This window comes from Pseudomonas sp. SORGH_AS_0199, assembly GCF_031453735.1.
GTDB classification, from domain to species: Bacteria; Pseudomonadota; Gammaproteobacteria; order Pseudomonadales; family Pseudomonadaceae; genus Chryseomonas; species Chryseomonas aestiva.
The window spans coordinates 3,523,418-3,537,520 of the sequence record NZ_JAVJAE010000001.1 but is presented as its reverse complement, the minus strand read 5'-3'; the positions used below and the strand labels follow the sequence as shown (position 1 = coordinate 3,537,520).

Below are 14,103 nucleotides of genomic sequence, written 5' to 3'. Positions count from 1 at the left end.
GCTTCACTCCGCGACGGCGACCGGCTGGCCGGTCTGCACCGATTCGATGGCGGCCAGGGCGATGGCCAGCGCCGCCCGGGCATCGTGGCCGCCCACCGGCACCGGGGTGCCCTCGCGCACGGCATCGACGAAGGCGCGCAGCTCGGCCAGGTAGGCGTCGCGCAGCAATTCGGCGTCGGAGCGCTGGGTGGTCTGGCTGATGCCTTCGGCGCCGTAGCAGACCAGCTCGCTGGTCCGGGCGTCCCCGGCGGTCAGCATCCCCGCGCTGCCGAACACCTCGCCGCGCACGTCGTAGCCGTACACCGCCTGGAAGTTGGCCTCGGCGGTGGCGATGGCGCCGTTGTCGTAGCGAATGGTCACCACGGCGGTGTCCAGTAGACCGCGGTCACGGAAATCGGGGCGCACCAGGGCGTCGGCCACCGCGTAGACCTGCACGGCGCGGGCACCCGGATTGAAGAAGTTGAGGGTGTCGAAGTCGTGGATCAGGGTCTCGAGGAAGATGGTCCAGGGTTTCACCGCCGCCGGATCGTGCAGCGCCGGATCGCGGGTGAGGGAGCGCAGCAGTTGCGGTGTGCCGATCCGCCCCTGGACGATCAGCTCCCGAGCGCTGCGGAAGCTGGTGGCGAAACGCCGGTTGAAGCCTACCTGCAGGGCCACGCCGGCCTCCGCGCAGGCGGCGATGGCCCGGTCGGCCTCTTCCAGGGTCACGGCCATGGGTTTTTCGCAGAACACCGGCTTGCCGGCGCGGGCGGCGGCCACCACCAGCTCGGCATGGCTGCGGGCCGGGGCGACGATGACCACGGCCTCGACGGCGGGGTCTTCGATCAACGCCTGGGGGTCGGTGTGGATATGGGCGACGTCCAGGGTCTCGCCAAGCCGGGCAGCGGCGCCGGGCGCCGGATCGGCCAGGGCGACCAGCCGCGCGCCATGCAGGTGCCGAGCGAGGGCGGTGGCATGGAAGGTACCCATGCGACCGGTACCGATGAGGCCGAGGGCGAGGGAGGGGTTCGTCTGGGGCATGAGGCGTTCTCTTGTGGTTGTTATAGGCGTGGGCGATGCGCCCTACAGGGAGGGAGCAACCGCCATGCCAGGGCAGGAAAGGCAGCCAGGTCGCGGCCTACGGGACTTGCCAGTCCGCCTTTATGTCTATAAAAAAGACATGTCCAGCTGGACATGTCCAAAGATTGGACGAGGAGCCGAAGATGCAGGAGAAGGTCGCCCCGAGCGAGCTGACGCGGGAATTGCAGTTCGTCAGCGAGCTGCAGCGGTCGTCGGTCGCCGAAGGTGTCCAGCGCGAGCTGGATGCCGCCTGGACCGACTGCCTGGCGGGGGCCACGGAACTGGTCCCGGTGCGGCCGGTGATCCGGGCGTCCTGGCTGCGCAGCCGCGCGGCGGGCATCGTCGCGGAGGAATTCCACTACGAATTCGTCGAGTCGCAGGAACTGGCCCGCCGGCTGCAGCGGCAGCGCGAGCTGCTGGACATCGCCGCGCCGGTAATGGCCGAGCTGTTGCGCTACAACCCGGACGGGCACCTCAACCTGGCAGATGCCGAGGGCGTGACCCTGGCCGCCTGCGGGCTGGATCTCACCCCGCTGGGCAGTCGTCTGCTGGAGTCGGTGCAGGGCACCAACTGCACCGGCCTGGCCCTGCGCGAGCAGCGGCTGGTGTTCGTCCTGGCGGGCGAGAATTTCAAGCGCGGGCTGCGCGAACGGCGGATGCACTGCGCCTCGGCACCGGTCCGCGACACCCAGGGACGGCTGCTCGGCGCCCTGACCCTCACCGCGGCGGTGGGCAACTTCCACTGTCATACCCTGGGCACGGTCCAGGCCGCGGCCGATGCGATCTCCCGCCAGCTGGCGCTCACCGCGCTGCTGGACGAGCAGCAGCGGGTGCTGGAGGTCCTCAACGAAGGCGTCATCCTGCTCGACGACGACCGCTGCATCCGTAGCCTGAACGGCTATGCGCGGCGCCTGCTGCAGCTCGACGATCCACAGCGGGGGCGCCCCTTCGCCAGCCTCATCACCCAGGACACTGACCTCGACCTCTGGCTGGATCGTCGCTGGGAACGCCAGGACCGCGACCTCACCCTGTTGCTACCAGACGGCAGCGGTTTGCCGTGCCTGGCCTCCGCCGCGCCCATCGCCCAGGGCGGCTGGGTGCTGTCGCTGCGAGAGAACCGCCGCATCCGCGAGATCACCCGCCAACTGCTGGGCACCCGGGCGCGTTACAGCTTCAACGATATCCAGGGTCGCTCGCCAGCCTTGCAGAACGCCTTGCGCGTGGCTCAGGCAGCCAGCCACAGCGAAGCCACGGTGCTGGTACTGGGAGAAAGCGGGGTAGGCAAGGAGCTATTCGCCCAGGCGATCCACAACGCCAGTGTCCGTCGCCATGGCCCCTTCGTTGCGGTGAACTGTGGCGCCATTCCACGCGACCTGGTGCAGAGCGAGCTGTTCGGCCATGTCGAGGGGGCCTTCACCGGGGCTGCTCGTGGCGGTGCGGCGGGAAAGTTCGAGCTGGCCGATGGCGGCACGCTGTTTCTCGACGAGATCGGCGATATGCCCCTTGAGGCCCAGGCGAGCCTGCTCCGGGTGCTGCAGGAGGGCGAGGTGACCCGGATCGGTGCCAAGAAGGCCCAGGCGGTGGACGTCCGCGTCATCGCCGCGACCCATCGCGACCTGGCCCAGGCCGTGACCGGCGGGAGCTTCCGTGGGGATGTCTTCTACCGCCTCAATGTGCTTCCCTTGCAGGTACCGCCATTGCGGGAGCGCCGCGAAGACATTCCGCTGCTGGTGGCTACTCTGCTCAAGGCGCTGAGCCGTCATCTGGAACGGCCGCCGCCGGCCATCGCAGACGAAGCGCTGACGTTGCTGCTGGCCCATAGCTGGCCCGGCAACGTGCGGGAGCTGGAGAACGTCATCGAGCGGGCGGTCAATCTGGCCCAGGGGCCGCTCATACAGCCGGGAGACCTGCCTCCTTCGTTGGTCGCCAACACGCTGTCCACGGATACCGAGGGCGAGCGCCTCACCCCCCTTGAAACGGGGCAGCGGGACCTGATCCGTGCCACCTTGCAGCAGACCCGCGGCAACCTTCGTCAAACCGCGACCCGGCTCGGGATCTCGCGCGCCGGGCTTTATGTGAAGCTGCGCCGCTACGCCTTGAATCCGGCGGATTTCCGGCCAGGACGCTGAAGTCCGGCAGCGGCCGACCGCAGCGAGCCAGGTTCTGGCGAGCGCGTCCCGGCCTGCCGCTCGCTGGCTGCATCAGGTCACGTGAAAGCGACCCACCAGTGCTTGCTGCTGTTCGGCCAGGCGGGCCAGTTCGCGGCTGGTGACGGCGGTCTGCTCGGCGCCGGCGCTGACCTGGATGACCCGTTCATGGATGTCGCTGACGTTGCGGCTGATGTCTTCGGCGACCTGGCTCTGCTGCTCGGTGGCCGAGGCGACCTGGATGGTGCGGTCGTTGATCAGGGTCACGCCCTCGGCGATCTCGCTCAGCAACTCACCGGCGCGGAGCATGTTGCCGGCGCCGGTCTGCACCAGGCCCAGGGTCTCCTGCATGGCCTCGGCGGCGCGGTCGGCGCCGCTCTGCAGGTGGCTGATCATCTGCTGGATGCTGCCGGTGGATTGCTGGGTCTTTTGCGCCAGGGAGCGCACCTCGTCGGCCACCACGGCAAAGCCGCGACCGGTCTCACCGGCGCGCGCCGCCTCGATGGCCGCGTTCAAAGCGAGCAGATTGGTCTGCCCGGCGATGCCATTGATCACGTCCAGCACCAGGGAAATGGCGTCGCTCTCCTGCTTGAGTTGGACGATGATCTGCGCGGTGCGCTCGGCCTGGCTCGACAGTCCCTGCACCAGGCCGATGGTGGCCTGCAATTCGCGGCGACCCTGACGGGCGTTGGCCTCGACCTGGCGCGAGCCCTCGGCGGCTTCGCTGGTACTGCGGGCGACGTCCTTGACCGTGGCGCTCATCTCGGCGATGGCGGTGACCACCTGATCGGTGCCCAGGCGCTGCTGGGCGACGTTCTGGCTGGTCTGGATGGCCACGGTCGAGGCCTCTTCGGCGGCGGTGGCAACCTGCAGGGTTGCCGCCCCGATCTCCTGGATGAGCTGGCCGAGTTCCTGGCTCATCAGATTGAGGTTGCCGGTGATGGTGCCGAATTCGTCCCGGCCCTGGTAGCCGCAACGGGCGCCGAGGTCGCGGGTTGCCAGGCGGGTGAGGGTGCCGTTGACCTGTTCGACCGCCTGCCTGATGGTGCGGATGACCAACCACGCCAGCACCGAGACGGCCAGCAGCAATACCAGCATCAGGCCGAGGGTGGTGCGGAGATCGCGGCTGGCGCCGGCGCGTGTCAGCTCGGTGGTGGCGATGATGTCTGCGCCCAGTTGCGTTTCCAGCGTGCCCAACTGATCGATGCGCCGGGTGGCCAGGTCGAACCAGCTGTCCGGCTGCACATTCAGCGGTCTGCCCGGCGTCGTGTAGAGCGCACGCCGCTGCAATTGCGCCAGCTCCAGGGCAGCGGGCTGCTGGAGGATGTTGTCGAACCGCTGGACGACCTCGGGTGCGGACCTCTGCCTGAAGGCGTCGGCATAGGCGGTGAATTCGCCGAGCGTGCGCGCGATCTGCACCAGTATCGGCAAATCCAGCCGATTCCTGCTGAAGGCTATGCCCAGCAGCGCGCGCTCGCGGCCAGCCCGTTCCTTCATCTCGACGAACAGATTCAGGGCATTCAGGGCGCGCTTGATCGCCGGATCCGCCACCTCGGCTTCGAGCTTGCTGTTGTAGCCGATCAATGCCTGGATCATCTCGGTATAGGCGGCACTGGACTGGGTCCCGCTGATCGTCAGGCCGTCCACGGTGGTGCGCACACCGGGCAGGCCGTCGAGGAGCTTCAGCACGGGTTGCAGGGCGGCATCGTCGCCGGCCGCGAGTGCGCGCAAGGCGCCTTGGGCCTGGTCGCTGTCCTGGCGATAGGTCCGCAGGTCGTCGCGCAGGGCCGTGCCGCCACTGCTGAGAAAGATGCCGCTGGCGCCCCGTTCACGCTGCAGGCGGGTGATCAGGGCGCTGACGCCTTGCGCCGTGGCGCTGGCGGTCACGGTGTGATCCAGGTTCTCCAGTATCTGGTAGCGCTCCGTTAGGAAGAGACCGCAGATCAGCAGAAAACCCGTCAGGGGCAGGAGCAGGATCAGCAGCAGCTTGGTACTCAGGGCGGCGTTCTTCAGCATCGGTCAGTCCTTTGAGAGAGGACCATCGCGCCTGCTGGGACGCGACGGTTCAGTTCCAGAAGCGGTCACCACGCAGGCATCGCCGGCCGAAAGGATCAGGTGATCAAGGTGGGCTATCGACGGCAGAAATACCCGGGTCGCAGCGGCCTGCGGAGGTCCACTCAAAACGCCTGCAAGTAGCGTGCTAGAGCGGTAGAAGGCTTCGGGTGCCGGCGCGAACGGCTGCTGGGCCGCCGCAGACGACTGACGTCCGGATGGGTCGCGGTGAGCGAGGCCGGGGCAGTGACGGGCAGGAAGGCAGCGGACGCCCAGCGGCAGGCGACTGGGCTGCGCGGAGAGGATGTCGCAGAACGGGAACGGCCGGCTGCAGCGCAGGGATGGCGGGGAGGACCTGGATCGGTCCTCCGCTCTGGCGGTCGAGCGCCGGGAGGGGGTTCAGGCCACCCGGAAGCGGCCGACCAGCGCCTGCTGCTGTTCGGCGAGACGCGCCAGTTCGCGACTGGTGACGGCGGTCTGCTCGGCACCGGCGCTGACCTGGATCACCAGGTCATTGATGTCGTTGACGTTGCGGCTGATCTCTTCGGCGACCTGGCTCTGCTGCTCGGCGGCCGAGGCGACCTGGATGTTGCGGTCGTTGATCAGGGTCACGCCCTCGGCGATCTCACCCAGCAGCTCGCCGGCGCGGACCACGTTGCTGGCACCGGTCTGTACCTGGCCGAGGGTCTCCTGCATGGCCTGGGTGGCGCGGTCGGAGCCGCTCTGCAGATTGCTGATCATCTGCTGGATGCTGCCGGTGGATTGCTGGGTCTTCTGCGCCAGGGAGCGCACCTCGTCGGCCACCACGGCGAAGCCTCGACCGGCTTCACCGGCGCGGGCGGCTTCGATGGCGGCGTTGAGGGCCAGCAGGTTGGTCTGCTCGGCAATGCCGCGGATCACGTCCAGCACCGAGGAGATGGCGTCGCTCTCGTGCTTGAGTTCGCCGATGATCTCCGAGGTCCGCTCGGCCTGCACCGACAGCCCCTGCACCAGGCCGATGGTGGCCTGCAATTCGCGGCGACCCTGGCTGGTGTTGCCCTCTACCTGGCGCGAGCCTTCGGCGGCTTCGGTGGTGCTGCGGGCGACGTCCTTGACCGTTGCGCTCATCTCGGCGATGGCAGTGGCCACCTGGTCGGTGCCCAGACGCTGCTGGGCGACGTTCTGGCTGGTCTGGAGGGCGACCGCCGAGGCCTCTTCCGCGGCGGTGGCGATCTGCACGGTAGCCGCGCCGATCTCCTGGATCACCTGGCCCAGCTCCTGGCTCATCAGGTTGAGGTTGCCAGTGATGGTGCCGAACTCGTCCCGGCCCTGATAGGCGCAGCGGGCGGTGAGGTCGCGGGTGGCGAGGCGGGTGAGGGTCGCGTTGACCTGCTCGACCGCCTGCTTGATGTTGCGGATGATCACCCAGGCCAGGGCCGAGACGGCCACCAGCACCAGCAGCACCAGGCCGAGGGTGATCCAGAGGTCGCGACTGGCCTTGGCGCGGGCCTGCTCGGCCTGGGCGCCGACGCTGGCGCCGAGGTCCGCCTCGACCTTGCCCATCAGATCGATGCGCTGGGTGGCCAGGTTGAACCAGTCTTCCGGCTTGACGCCCAGGGCGTCGCCCAGGGGGACGGTGAAGGCCAGTTGCTGGAGGCGGCTGACTTCCTGGGCGCTGGGTTGCTTGAAGGTGTCGTCGAGCTGGCGGATGAAATCGGGCGTGGCCTTGCGCTCGAAGGCGTCGGCATAGGCGGAGAATTCGCCCAGGTTGCGGGCGAAGCGCGACAGCAGACCGGCGTCGAAGCGATTCTGGTTGAAGGCCAGGCCCAGCAGCACGCGCTCGCGGCCGGCGCGTTCCTTCATCTCGACGAACAGGTTGAGGGCGCCCAGGGCGCGCAGGATGGCCGGATCGTCGACACCGGCTTCCAGCGAATGGGTGTAGCCGATCAGTGTCTTGATCAGATCGGTATAGGCCGCACCGGACTGGGTGCTGTTGAGCGCCAGGGCGTCGACCCTGGTGCGCAGATCGGCCAGACCATCCAGGGCGCGCAGCAGGCTCTGGATAGCGGCATCGCTACCGCTGGCCACCGCCTTGAGCGCGCCATGGGCCTGGTCGCTGTCCTGGCGGAAGGCCTTGAGCTTGTCCTGCATCGACTTGCCGCCGCTGCCCAGGAAGACGCCGCTGGCGCCCCGCTCACGCTGCAGGCTGGTGACCACGGCGCTGATGCGCTGCGCCGTGGCGCTGGCGGTAACGGTGTGCTCCATATCCTTGAAGGTTTCGTAGCGGTCGGCGGTGTAGAGTCCGGAGATCACCAGGAATCCAGCCAGCGGCAGGAGCAGGATCAGCAGCAGCTTGGTACTTAAGGGGGCATTCCTGAGCATCGTGGCATTCTCTGAGGCGTTCAGCGGGTACGCCGGCGGCAAGCGAGGAGCCGGCACGGGCAAGATCGATTCCGGTTATGTCGGCACCCGCAGACGAACCTTGATAGTCAGATTATTCATCCACGGGAGTGAGGCGGCGCGAGTAGCGCGGCCAGGCGGTACGGCGGCTGATGAAGAAGGCGCCCGGGAAGGCCGGGCGCTATCGTCAGACGTCAATCAGCCCAGTTGCGCCTGGAAGAGCAGAACGTAGCCGAGCATCAGCAGCGGCCAGCCCAGCACCGGCCCGAACACCAGGCGCCACAGCCAGAGCCGCGGCACGAAACCGACGCCATGGACCAGGCCGGCGGAGACACCCAGCATGACCCCCATCAGCAGTGGATGGCTGTAGTGGCCGCTGGCGTCGAGCATCAAGCCCGGGTGAATCATCAGCAGCAGCGCCAGGGGCGCCGCCAGCAGCAGGGACAGCGTCCGTCCTAGTGGGTGGACGCGGGGCAGGGCCTCAGCACTCGGCATCGTCATGGACATCGAGCTCCCGGGTGCTTTCCAGCCAGAGGGCGTTGATGATGCCGAAGCTCGCGGCGAGCAGGACACCGAGGATCCAGGTGAAGTACCACATGAAGGAGTCTCCTTGAGATCGGTGATCAGTAGAGGCCGTGGGGGTTGGCGTCGATGAAGCGGTCATCGACCTTGCCCCACATGCGCACGTAGCTCCACAGGGTGTAGGCCAGGATGAGCGGCACGAAAATGGCCGCGGCGACGAACATGATGCCCAGGGTCTTGTGGCTGGAGACGGCGTCCCAGACCGTCAGGCTGGAGGCCGGGTGCAGGCTCGACGGCAGCACGAAGGGAAACAGCGCGCAGCCGGCGGTGGCGAGGGTACCGACGATGGCCAGGGACGTGCCGGTGAAGGCCAGGCCGGCCTGGCGCCAGCTGCTGCCGAGCAGGGCCAGGACGCTGCCGAGCGCCGCCAGCACCGGGGCGAGCAGGGTCAGCGGCTGGGTATGGTAGTTGGCCAGCCAGCCCGGATTGCCGGCGGTCACCACCTTGTGCAGGGGATTCAGGGCGCTGCCCGGATCACCCTGGCTGACCAGCACGTAGCCGTCGAAGCCATAGGCCAGCCAGACACCGGCCAGACCGAAGGTGACGAGGTGGAGCAGGGCGCTCAGGCCGGTGGCGCGACGGGCGCGCTCGCCCAGCGCCTGGTGGGTGCGCAGCATCAGCCAACTGCCGCCATGGGCGCAGAGCATGGCCAGGCTGACCAGGCCGCTGAGCAGGGCGAAGGGGTTGAGCAGGGCGAAGAAGCTGCCGCTGTAGGTGGATCTCAGGGTGTCGTCGAGCTGGAAGGGTACACCCTGGAAGAGGTTGCCGAAGGCCACGCCGAACACCAGTGCCGGGACCAGGCTGCCGGTGAACAGGCCCCAGTCCCAGGCGCTGCGCCAGCGGGTGTTGTCCAGCTTGCTGCGGTAGTCGAAGCCCACCGGGCGCAGGAACAGCGCGAAGAGCACCAGCAGCAGCGCCCAGTAGAGGCCGGAGAAGGCCGTGGCATAGACCAGCGGCCAGGCGGCGAAGAGGGCGCCACCGGCGGTGATGAACCAGACCTGGTTGCCGTCCCAGTGCGGCGCGATGCTGTTGATGGCGGCGCGGCGCTCCTTGTCGGTCTTGCCGATCAGGGGCATCAGGATCATGGCACCCATGTCGAAACCGTCGGTGAGGGCGAAGCCGATCAGCAGCACGCCGATCAGCACCCACCAGGTGAGCTTGAGCACTTCATAGTCGAACATGGCGGTCTCCTCAGACGTTGGCCGGAGCGGCGGGCCTGGCCACGGCGGCCTGGCGCAGGGCGTCGCCGACCTGGGCAGCGCGTTCGTGGTAGTAGCGACCACTGTGCAGGCTGCTCGGGCCGAGGCGGGCGAAGCGGATCATCAGGTACATCTCCACGATCAGCAGCAGGGTGTAGAAGATCACCAGGGCGCCGATGGAACCGAGCAGATCGCCCGCGGCCAGGGTCGAGGCCGACAGATGGGTAGGCAGCACCTCGCTGATGGTCCAGGGCTGGCGGCCATGCTCGGCGACCCACCAGCCGGTCTGGGTGGCGATCCAGGGCAGCGGCAGGCTGAACAGGGCCCACTTCAGCAGCCAGGGCTTCTTCAGCTCGTTGCGCCGGGTCGAGGCCCAGAAGGCGCAGATGAACAGCGCCAGCATCAGCACGCCGCTGGCGACCATGAGGCGAAAGGTCCAGAACAGGCTGGCGACGCCGGGAATGGTGTCCCGCGCGGCCTGGCGGACCTGGTCGGGGGTGGCGGTGACGGGATCGTTGACGTATTTCTTCAACAGCAGGCCATAGCCCAGGTCGTGCCTGCGCGCGTCGAAGGCGGCGCGGGTGGCGGCGGAGTCATCGCCGGCGCGCAGTCGCTCCAGCAGGGCGTAGGCCTGGGCGCCATTGCGGACGCGGGCCTCGTATTGAGTGACCAGGTCCTTGATGCCGGTGACCTGTTCGGTGGTGGAGCGGGTGGCGATCAGGCCCATCAGATAGGGGATCTTCACCGCATAGTCGGTGCGCATCTCCTGTTGATTGGGGATGCCGAACAGGGTGAAGGAGGCCGGGGCTGCCTCGGTGTTCCACTCGGCTTCGATGGCGGCCAGCTTGACCTTCTGGACCTCGCCCACGCGATAGCCGGATTCGTCGCCCAGCACGATCACCGAGATGACCGCGGCAGTACCGAAGGCGGCGGCCACGGCAAAGGAGCGCCGGGCAAAGCCGATGTCGCGACCCTTGAGCAGGTAGTAGCTGGAGATCGCCAGCACGAAGATGGCGCCGGTGACGTAGCCCGAGGCCACGGTGTGGACGAACTTCACCTGGGCCACGGGGTTGAGCAGCAGGGCGCCGAAGTCGACCAGCTCCATGCGCATGGTCACGTAGTTGAATTCGGCGCCGACCGGATTCTGCATCCAGCCGTTGGCCACCAGGATCCACAGGGCGGATAGATTCGAGCCCAGGGCCACCAGCCAGGTGACCAGCAAGTGCTGACCCTTGGACAGGCGATCCCAGCCAAAGAAGAACAGCCCGATCAGGGTGGATTCCAGAAAGAAGGCCATCAGGCCCTCGATCGCCAGGGGCGCGCCGAAGATGTCGCCGACGTAGTGGGAGTAGTAGGCCCAGTTGGTGCCGAACTGGAACTCCATGGTCAGGCCGGTGGTGACGCCCAGGGCGAAGTTGATGCCGAACAGCTTGCCCCAGAACTGGGTCATGTCCTTGTAGACCTGTCTGCCGGTCATCACATAGACCGACTCCATGATCCCCAGGATCACCACCAGCCCCAGGGTCAGGGGCACGAAGATGAAGTGATACAGCGCGGTCATGCCGAATTGCAGGCGTGACAGGTCCACGACGGATTCCGAGATCATCCCGGCAATCTCCTCAAGCTAAAGGAAGGGGTGCTAGTCCAGCAGGTGGGCGCTGACCGCCTGGGTGGCGTCGGGCGGGACCGTGGGGGCGCTGAACCAGAGGCTCCTGATCACCATCAGCAGCGCCAGCTTGATCAGCAGGATGACCAAGAGTTCTTTGACCAGGCGTCCGTTCATGGCGACCTCGTGAGCCGTGGCGCCGCTCCGGGGCGGAGTGGCGACTGCCTGCAGGATGCGCCTGCTGGCCCTGGGCAAAACTGATCCAGATCAATTGGCCAGTGGCCAGCGCCTGGGGCAGGTTGTCGCAGCCGTTCAGGTCGGGTTCAGAGGGGTTAAGACAGCGTTAAGACGCCTGGGCGCAAGGTGGAACCGTGACTGACGCCGGACCGCCTGCCGCGGCGACGCCAGCCCCCGTGTTCAAGACAGGAGAATCCACCATGAACGTCTTCAACAAGATGGCCGCACTCGCCCTGCTCAGCACCGCCAGCTACACCGCCATGGCTGCCGAGATCAACGAAAGACGCGCCCAGGCCGCGCTGCAGCCCAAGCCGGTGCAAGCCGAAGTCGTGGCGGTTCAGCAGCAGGCACCGGCGCGCTGGGATCAGGTGCTCGATCCCCAGGCCTATGGCCAGGCCGCGGTGCGCTATCAGGCGCGGGCGGTCGATCCGGCGCTGTTGCGGGGCGTGACCTTCGGCTAGCGGCCCAGTCTGCATGCTATGTTGAATCCCTCGAGACGGGTGGAGAGGGGACGAAGATGCAGACGGTCGCAGCCGGGGAAGCGGGACTCAAGCCGCTACGCTGGGAGGCGCATGCCTGCCTGCCACTGGTGCCGGGGCAGGATATGTCCGGCTTGAGTCGCTATCACGAGGCCGGCTTCCATCACGTGTCGCTCAACGTCGGCATGGACATGACGCCTTTCGCGACGGTGCTGCGCACCCTCGCCGGCTTTCGCGCCTGGCTGGCCCGGCACGACGCGCACTTCTGTCCCGTCGGCACGGTGGCCGACCTGCAGCGTGCGCGCGAGCAAGGCAAGCTAGCGGTTTCCTTCGATCTCGAAGGCTCGACCATGCTGCTCGACGACCCGGCGATGGTCGGGCTCTATGCCTCCCTGGGGGTGCGCCAGATGCTGCTCGCCTACAACCGCGATAACGCCTGCGCCGGGGGTTGCCACGGCGCAGGCGGCGGTCTGACGGCGCTGGGTCGCGCGGTGGTGGCGGCCGGCAATGCGGCGGGCATCACCCTCGACTGCGCCCACGCCAGCGAGCGCGCCAGCCTGGAGATCATGGCGGTCTCGACGCGGCCGGTGGTCTTTTCCCACACCAACATCAAGGCGCTCCACGACCATCCCCGGACGATCAGTGATCGGCAGATCCGCGCCTGTGCCGACCAGGATGGGGTGATCGGCCTGACCGGGCTAGGCATCTTTCTGGGCGATCCCACGGCCTCGGTGGCCAGCTATGTCCGCCAGATCGACTACCTGGCGGAGCGGGTCGGGACCCGGCATATCGGCATCGGACTGGATACCGAGCTGTGCCCGGCCGACCATGACCTTCCCGCGGGTGTCGACGCTGAAGACTGGTGGCCGGCACGCCACTATGGACAGCCGCACGGTCATACCCAGCTGCAACCCGAGGCGCTGCCTGAACTGGTAAGCCAACTGGCGGGGCGGGGCTACACCACCGCTGACATCGACGCCATCCTGGGCGGGAATTTCCTGCGCATCGCGAGCCAGACCTGGCCGTCTGCGGCTACCTGAATCCAGTCGCAAGGCGCTTTCCCTGGCCTAGACGTACTGCGCCGCCGCATAACCCGAAGCCCAGGCCCACTGGAAGTTGAAACCGCCCAGGTGGCCGGTGACGTCCAGCACCTCGCCGATGAAGTACAGGCCGGGCGACTTGAGCGACTCCAGGGTCTTGGACGAGACCTCGCGAGTGTCGACGCCGCCCAGGGTGACCTCGGCGGTGCGATAGCCCTCGGTGCCCGCCGGGACCAGTTGCCAGTCGTGCAGCCGTGCGGCGATGGCCTTGAGTTCGTCGGGGGTGTACTGCTTCAGGGGCTTGGACTGGAACCAGCTGTCGGCGAGCAGGGTGGCCATCTTCTTGGTGAACAGCTCGCCGAGCAGCGTCTTGAGTTCGCTGTTGGGGCGCGCCTGGCGCTGTTCGGCGAGCCATAGGGCCAGGTCGAGGTGCGGCAGCAGGTCGATGCTGAGGCTGTCGCCGGGTTGCCAGTAGGAGGAGATCTGCAGGATCGCCGGACCGCTGAGGCCGCGGTGGGTGAACAGCAGATTCTCGACGAAGCTCTGGCCGTTGCAGCTGATCCGGCAATCTTCCACCGCCGTGCCGGACAGGGCGCTGCAGAATTCCTTGAGCTGCGGATCGGTGATGGTGAAGGGCACCAGGCCGGCACGGGTCGGCAGCAGCTGATGGCCGAACTGGCGGGCGACCTGATAACCGAAGCCGGTGGCGCCCAGGGTCGGGATCGACAGGCCACCGGTGGCGATCACCAGGGACTCGCTGCGCACCGGGCCCAGGCTGGTCTGCAGCTGATAGCCGCCCGGGTCGATGCGGGTGATCTCCTGCACCGAGGTCTCCAGGCGGATGTCGACGCCGCCGCGCTCGCATTCGTCCAGCAGCAGGGCGAGGATGTCGCTGGCCTTGTTGTCGCAGAACAGCTGGCCGAGCTTCTTCTCGTGATAGGGCACGCCGTGCTTGGCCACCAGGGCGATGAATTCCCACTGGGTATAGCGGGCCAGGGCCGACTTGCAGAAATGCGCGTTCTGCGAGAGGAAGTTGGCGGGCTCGCAATAGAGGTTGGTGAAGTTGCAGCGGCCGCCGCCGGACATGAGGATCTTCTTGCCGGCCTTGTTGGCGTGGTCGAGCACCAGGACCCGGCGCCCGCGCGCGGCGGCGCTCAGGGCGCACATCAAACCGGCCGCGCCGGCACCGATGATGATGACCTGGGTATTGAACACTGCGACTCCTTACCGATAGAAAGAGGGCCACTGGCCCGCGGCGGCGCATGTTACCCGATCGCCAGGGCGGGGTGGGGGGCCGCTGTCGGCGCGTTCCGGTACGCCGTC

12 protein-coding genes are annotated in these 14,103 nt (G+C 67.5%); 3 read left to right on the top strand and 9 right to left on the bottom strand.

All coding sequences use genetic code 11. The annotated features are described in order from the left end of the window. Positions 1–3: 3 nt before the first annotated feature. Positions 4–1,020 carry a Gfo/Idh/MocA family oxidoreductase gene (locus QE444_RS16620; RefSeq protein WP_309740071.1) on the bottom strand — a complete coding sequence of 339 codons (1,017 nt, stop codon included), beginning with the start codon at positions 1,018–1,020 and terminating at the stop codon, positions 4–6. 182 nt (positions 1,021–1,202) lie between these two features. Between QE444_RS16620 and QE444_RS16615 the strand changes: the two genes are divergently transcribed. Next, the gene (locus tag QE444_RS16615) at positions 1,203–3,188 is read left to right on the top strand and encodes a sigma-54-dependent Fis family transcriptional regulator (protein ID WP_273862217.1); all 1,986 of its coding nucleotides are present in this window, start codon (positions 1,203–1,205) and stop codon (positions 3,186–3,188) included. A 72-nt stretch (positions 3,189–3,260) separates the two neighbouring features. Here QE444_RS16615 and QE444_RS16610 read toward each other — a convergent pair whose 3' ends face one another. From QE444_RS16610 to cydP, 7 genes are all read right to left on the bottom strand, one after another. Beyond that, positions 3,261–5,222, bottom strand: a complete 1,962-nt coding sequence (locus tag QE444_RS16610) for a methyl-accepting chemotaxis protein (protein WP_309740065.1) — start codon at positions 5,220–5,222, stop codon at positions 3,261–3,263. A gap of 435 nt (positions 5,223–5,657) precedes the next feature. Beyond that, complete coding sequence (locus tag QE444_RS16605; protein WP_280306513.1) at positions 5,658–7,619, bottom strand: methyl-accepting chemotaxis protein; 1,962 nt, start codon at positions 7,617–7,619, stop codon at positions 5,658–5,660. Between the two features lie 216 nt (positions 7,620–7,835). Further along, positions 7,836–8,132 (bottom strand): cyd operon YbgE family protein, encoded by a 297-nt coding sequence (locus QE444_RS16600; RefSeq protein ID WP_133861251.1) that lies wholly within the window; start codon positions 8,130–8,132, stop codon positions 7,836–7,838. Then, positions 8,119–8,235 carry a cytochrome bd-I oxidase subunit CydX gene (gene cydX, locus QE444_RS16595; protein WP_007158843.1) on the bottom strand — a complete coding sequence of 39 codons (117 nt, stop codon included), beginning with the start codon at positions 8,233–8,235 and terminating at the stop codon, positions 8,119–8,121. The genes QE444_RS16600 and cydX overlap by 14 nt, the downstream gene beginning before the upstream one ends. Positions 8,236–8,260: 25 nt before the next feature. Then, on the bottom strand, positions 8,261–9,400 hold the full coding sequence (cydB, locus tag QE444_RS16590) for a cytochrome d ubiquinol oxidase subunit II (protein WP_273862214.1): 1,140 nt from the start codon (positions 9,398–9,400) through the stop codon (positions 8,261–8,263). A 10-nt stretch (positions 9,401–9,410) separates the two neighbouring features. Continuing rightward, the gene (locus tag QE444_RS16585) at positions 9,411–11,024 is read right to left on the bottom strand and encodes a cytochrome ubiquinol oxidase subunit I (protein ID WP_273862213.1); all 1,614 of its coding nucleotides are present in this window, start codon (positions 11,022–11,024) and stop codon (positions 9,411–9,413) included. 33 nt (positions 11,025–11,057) lie between these two features. After that, complete coding sequence (gene cydP, locus QE444_RS16580) at positions 11,058–11,201, bottom strand: cytochrome oxidase putative small subunit CydP (protein WP_166655895.1); 144 nt, start codon at positions 11,199–11,201, stop codon at positions 11,058–11,060. A gap of 260 nt (positions 11,202–11,461) precedes the next feature. Here cydP and QE444_RS16575 point away from each other — a divergent pair, with 260 nt between their 5' ends. Next, the gene (locus QE444_RS16575) at positions 11,462–11,722 is read left to right on the top strand and encodes a hypothetical protein (protein ID WP_309740040.1); all 261 of its coding nucleotides are present in this window, start codon (positions 11,462–11,464) and stop codon (positions 11,720–11,722) included. A 56-nt stretch (positions 11,723–11,778) separates the two neighbouring features. After that, a complete protein-coding gene (locus QE444_RS16570) occupies positions 11,779–12,780 on the top strand; it encodes a membrane dipeptidase (protein WP_309740037.1) in 1,002 nt (333 codons plus the stop codon). 27 nt (positions 12,781–12,807) lie between these two features. Here QE444_RS16570 and QE444_RS16565 read toward each other — a convergent pair whose 3' ends face one another. Then, positions 12,808–13,995, bottom strand: a complete 1,188-nt coding sequence (locus QE444_RS16565; RefSeq protein WP_309740034.1) for an NAD(P)/FAD-dependent oxidoreductase — start codon at positions 13,993–13,995, stop codon at positions 12,808–12,810. Between the last annotated feature and the right edge of the window lie 108 nt (positions 13,996–14,103).

Coding starts and splice junctions, on each gene's coding strand:
- QE444_RS16605 (WP_280306513.1), bottom strand. CDS start 7,619: ATGCTCAGGAATGCCCCCTTAAGTACCAAGCTGCTGCTGATCCTGCTC.
- QE444_RS16620 (WP_309740071.1), bottom strand. CDS start 1,020: ATGCCCCAGACGAACCCCTCCCTCGCCCTCGGCCTCATCGGTACCGGT.
- cydP (WP_166655895.1), bottom strand. CDS start 11,201: ATGAACGGACGCCTGGTCAAAGAACTCTTGGTCATCCTGCTGATCAAG.
- QE444_RS16570 (WP_309740037.1), top strand. CDS start 11,779: ATGCAGACGGTCGCAGCCGGGGAAGCGGGACTCAAGCCGCTACGCTGG.
- cydB (WP_273862214.1), bottom strand. CDS start 9,400: ATGTTCGACTATGAAGTGCTCAAGCTCACCTGGTGGGTGCTGATCGGC.
- QE444_RS16575 (WP_309740040.1), top strand. CDS start 11,462: ATGAACGTCTTCAACAAGATGGCCGCACTCGCCCTGCTCAGCACCGCC.
- QE444_RS16585 (WP_273862213.1), bottom strand. CDS start 11,024: ATGATCTCGGAATCCGTCGTGGACCTGTCACGCCTGCAATTCGGCATG.
- QE444_RS16600 (WP_133861251.1), bottom strand. CDS start 8,132: ATGCCGAGTGCTGAGGCCCTGCCCCGCGTCCACCCACTAGGACGGACG.
- QE444_RS16610 (WP_309740065.1), bottom strand. CDS start 5,222: ATGCTGAAGAACGCCGCCCTGAGTACCAAGCTGCTGCTGATCCTGCTC.
- QE444_RS16615 (WP_273862217.1), top strand. CDS start 1,203: ATGCAGGAGAAGGTCGCCCCGAGCGAGCTGACGCGGGAATTGCAGTTC.
- cydX (WP_007158843.1), bottom strand. CDS start 8,235: ATGTGGTACTTCACCTGGATCCTCGGTGTCCTGCTCGCCGCGAGCTTC.